Annotated in this window: 1 protein-coding gene; it reads left to right on the plus strand. The window is 73.8% G+C overall.

Annotation, left to right across the window (positions count from 1 at the left end):
• Nucleotides 1–1,111 (plus strand): DUF58 domain-containing protein (locus tag EIO58_RS18205; RefSeq protein ID WP_127820585.1); only part of this gene is annotated, 1,111 nt, incomplete at its 5' end.
• Nucleotides 1,112–1,217 lie beyond the last annotated feature (106 nt).

Here is a 1,217-nt window from a genome sequence, read left to right on the forward strand (position 1 = left end):
CTGGGTGGAGCTGATGGTCGCGGGCGCGGCATCCGTCATCCTCCTCGTCGCCGCGGTGCCGTTCCTGTTCGGAGCGCGCTCGTACGAGGTCGACCTCGTCCTCACCCACGAGCGGGTGATCGCCGGAGACGGCGTCGACGGCGAGATCGTGGTCCGCAACGACGGACACCGCATCGCCCTGCCGGGACGTATCGACATTCCGGTGGGGGCGGGTCTCGTCGAGTTCGGCGTGCCGCTGCTGCGGCCGGGACACGCCGTCGCGCAGCCCCTCGACATCCCGGGCCTTCGCCGCGGGATCGTCGCGGTGGGTCCCGCGACGACCGTGCGCAGCGACCCGATCGGGCTGCTGCGGCGCGAGCACGCGTTCGACGACGTGCACGAGGTGTACGTCCACCCGCGCACGGTCGGCCTGCCGTCGACGAGTGCAGGCCTCATCCGCGATCTCGAGGGGAGCCCCACGCGGCGGCTCGTGGACGCCGACATGTCGTTCCACGCGATCCGCGAGTACGCCCCCGGCGATTCGCGCCGCCAGATCCACTGGCGCTCGACCGCAAAGACCGGCCGCCTCATGGTGCGCCAGTACGAGGAGTCCCGGCGATCCCGCATGGCGGTCGTGCTCGCGGTGGCGCAGGCCGAGTACGCCGACGCCGACGAGTTCGAGCTGGCCGTGTCGTGTGCCGCGTCGCTGGGCCTGCGCGCCGTGCACGACGCCCGCGACGTGCAGGTCGTCTGCGGCTCCGAGATCCCCCGGGTGGTGCGGGGGCGCCTGCGTGCCATGCGCCGACTCCCTTCGACGGCGGCGCGCCCGATGCTCGACGGCTTCAGCGGCATCGACCTCCTCGACAGCACGATGCCCGTCGGCGAGGTGTGCCGGCTGACCGCCGAGTCCGGCGACCGGCTGTCGATCGCGTTCGTGGTGGTCGGGTCGCGCGTGGCGCTGACGAGGCTGCAGCAGGCGGCGCTCGCCTTTGCGGGCGACACCGCCGTCGTCGGCGTCATCTGCGACGAGCGCGCTCACCCCCGCATGCAGGCGGTGTCGGGCATGACCGTGCTCACCGTGGGCACCCTCGACGACCTGTCGGGGCTCCTCCTGCGGGGGGCGACGTCGTGAGCGCGGCCGTCCGTGACGCGGTGACGGATGCCTCTGCGCGGCCTCTGCGCGGCACTCCGGGCCTGCGCGGCCTGCGCTTGGTGCCGCGCGTCGCGGCCGGCGCGGC

The organism is Microbacterium sp. CPCC 204701, assembly GCF_004010105.1.
Taxonomy (GTDB): Bacteria; Actinomycetota; Actinomycetes; order Actinomycetales; family Microbacteriaceae; genus Microbacterium.